Annotated in this window: 3 protein-coding genes; all 3 read right to left on the bottom strand. The window is 55.9% G+C overall.

The annotated features are described in order from the left end of the window. Positions 1 to 10 precede the first annotated feature (10 nt). Positions 11 to 847: an ABC transporter ATP-binding protein gene (locus NW857_RS09565; RefSeq protein ID WP_414349123.1), complete on the bottom strand. Its 837-nt coding sequence runs from the start codon at positions 845 to 847 to the stop codon at positions 11 to 13. A 62-nt stretch (positions 848 to 909) separates the two neighbouring features. Beyond that, entirely contained in the window at positions 910 to 2,907 is a 1,998-nt protein-coding gene (locus NW857_RS09560; protein WP_414334603.1) for a nitrate ABC transporter ATP-binding protein, read from the bottom strand. 167 nt (positions 2,908 to 3,074) lie between these two features. Then, positions 3,075 to 3,902, bottom strand: coding sequence for a nitrate ABC transporter permease (gene ntrB / locus NW857_RS09555; RefSeq protein ID WP_414336936.1), 828 nt, complete (start codon positions 3,900 to 3,902; stop codon positions 3,075 to 3,077). Positions 3,903 to 4,207 lie beyond the last annotated feature (305 nt).

The raw sequence follows: 4,207 nt of genomic DNA, 5'->3' as shown, positions 1-4,207 counted from the left end.
TTTGCAGCTCTTAGTTAGCCGCTTCAGGGTTGGCCTCACGACCGTAGAGGTAGCTGAGGACAGAGTTGCGCAGGCGATAGTACTGTGGATCCTCCAAAATTCGCTCGCGGTCGCGAGGACGCGGGAAGGGAATAGAGATGATTTGCCCGATGGTGGCCGCAGGGCCATTGGTCATCAAGACCAAACGGTCGGCCAAAAACAGTGCCTCGTCAATGTCATGGGTAATCATCAAAACTGTACAGCGATGTTCCTCCCAAATGCGCAACAGCTCCTCCTGAAGTTCTTCTTTGGTGATGGCATCCAAAGCCCCAAAGGGTTCATCCAAAATCAGCACTGCTGGGCGGATTGCCAAGGCACGGGCAATGGCCACCCGCTGTTTCATCCCTCCGGAAATTTGCGGGGGATATTTCTGGGCTGCTTCCCCCAGCCCCACCAGATTCAGGTGTTCTTCTACAATTTGATGCTTTTCTGACTGGCTCTTTTGGGGAAACACCGCCTGAACAGCCAAGTAAACATTTTCATAAACTGTGAGCCAGGGCAACAAGGCATACCCTTGAAACACCACCATGCGATCTGGCCCAGGAGCTGTAATTGGCTGGCCTTTGAGCTTTACCGAGCCGCCGGTGGGCTGGGTAAAGCCAGAAACCATATTCAGCAGGGTGGTTTTGCCACAGCCAGAATGCCCAACGATGCAAACAAATTCTCCTTCACAGACGCTGAGGTTGATATCGCGCAATACGGGATACTCCCCCTTAGGAGTTGGGTAAGTCTTGCTGACATTCTCAAGGGTTAAGTAGGGCTCTGCGGCTGTGGCTACTGGGGTAGAGGTTGTCAAGAGGGCAGTCATCGTGGGGTGCTCCAATTCATCGTTTTCTCACAACTGGGAACGTGCTTTTGCCAAGGAGATCTCTAGAGCAACACGGGACGACGATCCCAAGCAACCTCGGCCACGTAGATGTCGTGCTTAATTGCCAGACTGTTGAGGTAAGCCAAGGGATCCTCACCATTAAAAGGGATCCCGTCGAACAATTGAATGGGCTGGCGTTGGTAAGACACATCCAGCCCCAGCTCGCGGGCCGCCGTACTGAAGACTCCCACCTGACACACCCGCTCCACGATCTCTACCCAGTTGCGCGGGAAGGGCAGATCCCCCCAGCGGGCCATTTGCGTCATCATCCACAGATGCTCGGTGCGACTGGGACGGTTGCCGGCACCCAGAAAGAAGCGGTGGTGGGCATATTCCCGCATTGGCATGTCTAGGTCACAGAGCAGGCGCTGGGGATCCCCCAGGTGAATGTAGGAAGGATCAGTGCTCAGGTAGGCGCGGCGGCTGAGCAGCTCGCGAATCTCGTCGTGGTGGGCCGGATCTTCACAGTAGCGACAGGCTTCCAGCAACGCTTTCACCAGGGCAATGTGGGTGTTGGGATAGGCCCTGGCCCACTCTTCGCGCACCCCCAACACTTTGCCGGGGTGGCCCAGCCAAATCTCCAAATCTGTAGCCACCGTAAAGCCGCTGCCCTCCAGAGCGGCCCGCAAGTTCCAAGGCTCTCCTACACAGTAGCCGTCGATGTTGCCGGCTGTTAGGTTGGCCACCATCTGGGCCGGGGGCAGGGTTTTCAGCACAACATCGTGATCCGGGTGGATCCCGCCGGCTGCCAGCCAATAGCGCAGCAGCAAGTTGTGCATGGAGCTGGGATGCACCACCCCAAAGGTCAGCCGACGGCTGGGGCTATCTAAGATGTAAGCCCTCAACTGGCTCAGCGTGTGGATCCCTTGCTCGTAGAAGCGCCTGTGCAGGGTAATGGCATTGCCGTTGCGGGTCAAGGTAAGGGCAGTCACCACCGGCTGAGGCGGATTGTCCCCGCCGCCCAGAGACATCCACACCGGCATGCCGGCGGGCATTTGGGCCGCATCCAAGTAACCTCCCTGGATGCCGTCTTGGATCCCTCGCCAACTGGTTTCCCGCACCAGATTGACTTCTTCCAGGCCGTGTTTGGCAAAAAACCCCTTTTCTTTGGCCACCGCCAGCGGGGCGCAGGCGGTCAGGGGCACAAAGCCAATCTCCAAGTTGATCTTTTCCAAACCGTGCCTGGCCACCACGGTGCTGCGGCGGGCCCGCCACTGCTTGATCCGTTTTTGCTGGTTCAAAAAGTAGATGATCTCGCTGCGATAGCTGTAGTAGCTGGGGTGATTGACCACCTCCAACCGGCGGCGGGGGCGGGGAATATCGATGGTTAAAATATTGCCAATTCGGGATCCCGGCCCGTTGGTCAGCATCACCACCCGATCCGAGAGCAGGACGGCTTCATCCACATCGTGGGTAACCATGAGGGTAGTCACGTGATGTTCTTCGCAGATGCGCATCAACTGCTCCTGCAGATTCCCCCGTGTAAGGGCATCCAAAGCGCCAAAGGGCTCGTCCAACAACAACACCTTGGGCCTTACCGCCAAAGCGCGAGCGATGGCTACCCGCTGCTTCATGCCCCCTGAGAGTTGCGCTGGGAACTTATCCGCCGCCTGCCGCAAACCAACCAGATCGATATGTTCTTCGACAATCTGCTGACGCTCTGCTGGGGAGTAGTTTTTCAGCACAGCGTCTACGGCCAGGGCAATGTTTTGCCGAACCGTTAGCCAAGGCAAAAGGGAGTAATTCTGAAACACCACCATGCGATCGGGGCCGGGAACGGTGATGGTGTGTCCATCCAAAGCCACGATCCCTCCGGTAGGTAAAGACAACCCCGCCACCATGTTCAACAGGGTGGACTTGCCGCAGCCGGAGTGGCCGATTAAGGAGACAAACTCCCCGCGGTGAATTTGGAGATCGATCCCTTGGAGAGCAAGATATTCTTGGCCCCCAGGCAGACCAAACGCTTTTTCCACTTGCTCTACACTGACCAGTACAGACACAGAAGACCTCCCCACCTGTAGATACTCTCAATTTGCTCGGCAACTCGGATCCCAGACCTCAATTCTACTCTTTTTGAAGAGCGGATTGGAGCAAACACTCAAAGACAATGGAAGAGGGATCCCAACTCAATTGGATGGACATGCAGTGAAAAGATCTGCAAACGGGGCTAGCGATTGGCTATTTTGTTTTGCAGGGCAGCCACCAGCCGATCCAAAAGCAAGCCCACCGCCCCAATGTAGATGACAGCAACGATGATCTCAGTTACATAATTCTGCTGGTAGGCATCCCAGATAAAAAAGCCGATCCCTGGCACGCCAGACATGACAATTTCTGCAGCAATAATCGCCAGCCAGGAGAGGCCGATGCCAACCCGCAAACCTGTGAACATGTAGGGCAAAGCAGAGGGCAACAGCACCTTAAAAAAGAAGTCTATCTTGGAAAGCCTCAGCACTCTAGAAACGTTGATGTAGTCTTCCGGGATCTGCCTCACCCCCACCGCCGTGTTGATCAAAATGGGCCAGATCGAGGTGATGAAAATAACAAACAGGGCAGCCGGCTCATTGCGCTGCAAAGCCGCCAAGGAGATGGGCACCCAGGCCAAGGGAGCCACCATGCGCAAAAATTGGAAGAGGGGATCCAAAGCGCGGTTGATCCACACGCTGCTGCCCACCAAGATCCCCAGGGCAATGCCCACCAAGGCAGCGCTGCAGTAGCCGATGGCAACCCTTTGCAGGCTGGCCAAGGTTTGCCACAGCAGCCCTTGGTCGAGGTCGCTGTTGCGATACAGAGGATGCAGGATTAGATAACGGCTGCGCTCATCCATCCAAATATCCCATGGCCCCGGCAGCCGGATCAGGTTGGCGCTGGACAAAAGTTGCCAGATCAACAAAAATCCCGCAATGCCAACCACGGGAGGGAGGATCTGATCCCGATACTTGGCAAAGTCAAACTTGGCCGTCGAAGACTTTGCCGGAGAAGAAAGTGTCGTCGTCATGGCTCCTAGAGAGGATAGGGTTTTACACAGTTCTCCGTTGCTGCGCCCCCAGAACATCTCGACCGAGGGGTTCTACAGAGTGCTGGCAACAGAGCACGAACTTGGATCAGACTTGCCTTTTCCTTGGACGGGCAAACACAAGGACTGCAAGCTCGACAAAACTCTCACAACAATCAGTAAAATCAGCGCCCCCATCGCTATCGAGAGGATGAGCTTGTCCCAGTGGGGCTGAGCCGGTCTCTCGAAGCAGGGATCCCTGGAGTATTCCCGCGGAACGTGAAGTAGAGCTAACATAGCCGATCCTC

The organism is Synechococcus sp. H55.9, from assembly GCF_047462355.1.
In the GTDB taxonomy this organism is placed as follows: domain Bacteria; phylum Cyanobacteriota; class Cyanobacteriia; order Thermostichales; family Thermostichaceae; genus Thermostichus.
Note: the sequence above shows the minus strand (reverse complement) of the source record. Positions and strands in the feature narration are given on the sequence as shown.